We start from the raw sequence: 1,096 nt of genomic DNA on the forward strand, positions 1-1,096 counted from the left end.
GGATATGGTGGAAGGCTACAATTTGGCGCTTGAGTTACCAAAAATTGCGGCTGAAATGGAACAGCTCGGTTTACCGGAAGGCGTTGAATATAAGATTCGGGGTCAAAATGAGGAGCAGGAAAACTCATCAGCATTCTTGCAAAACGCTTTTGTTGTGGCTCTTGGCGTCATGGCGCTCATTCTCATCACGCAGTTCAACAGCTTTTATCAGGCATTTTTGATTTTGAGTGCGGTGCTGTTTTCAACGGTCGGGGTTTTTGCTGGGTTGCTTATTTTCCAAAAACCATTCGGCATCATCATGTCTGGCATTGGTGTGATTGCCTTGGCTGGTATCGTAGTTAATAACAACATTGTACTGATTGATACTTATAACCAAATGCGAAAAAGAGGACTGGACAAAGCAGAGGCTATCCTGCGGACCGGTGTGCAACGTTTGAGACCGGTGCTATTAACCACAATTACGACCATTTTAGGGTTGTTACCGATGGTTCTAGAAATGAACATCGATTTAGTTAATCAAAAAGTCGAATTTGGTGCGCCGAGTACGCAATGGTGGTCTCAGTTAGCGACGGCAGTAGCGGGGGGATTGGCATTCGCTACGTTGTTGACGTTGGTGCTTACGCCTTGTTTGCTTATGTTGGGAAGAGATCATCTTGCTAAGCCCGAACCTGATGAAAGCGAAGAGGCAGCGTAATGCTGCCTCTTTTTACTTTTCCGTTTATCTCATTGCCAGTAACTTACTGTAACGATCCAGCTTGTCCATACTGACTTTTGCATTCGCCATGAAGGTTTGTCTTGCTTTACCTGTTAACGATTTGGATTGCGGCAAATTCACTGTTCTTGGGTTTTTGTGCACGCCATTTACTAGGAACTCATAATGTAAGTGAGGTCCTGTCACACGACCTGTTCCACCAAGCGTACCGATAGTTTGACCTTGTTTAACACGTTGACCCGTTTTGACTGTGCGCTTCGTTAAGTGCAGATACTTGGTAATGTAAGTATTGCTGTGCTTAATGAACACGTAGTTCCCGTTGAACTTGTTGTAAGCCGATTTTTGCACCACACCATCACCAGCGGCCCAAATTGGCGTACCAAC

At 45.1% G+C, this 1,096-nt stretch carries 2 protein-coding genes; one reads left to right on the top strand and one right to left on the bottom strand.

Going from position 1 to position 1,096, the window contains the following annotated elements; genetic code table 11:
• Positions 1 to 694 (top strand): efflux RND transporter permease subunit (locus R7070_RS26310; RefSeq protein ID WP_318141531.1); only part of this gene is annotated, 694 nt, incomplete at its 5' end.
• A gap of 24 nt (positions 695 to 718) precedes the next feature.
• On the opposite strand, the gene R7070_RS26315 is transcribed toward R7070_RS26310, so the two are convergent.
• A partial coding sequence (locus tag R7070_RS26315; protein ID WP_318141532.1) for a M23 family metallopeptidase occupies positions 719 to 1,096 on the bottom strand: 378 nt, incomplete at its 5' end.

Origin of the sequence: Vibrio sp. 1557 (assembly GCF_033340175.1) — a bacterium.
GTDB classification, from domain to species: domain Bacteria; phylum Pseudomonadota; class Gammaproteobacteria; order Enterobacterales; family Vibrionaceae; genus Vibrio; species Vibrio alginolyticus.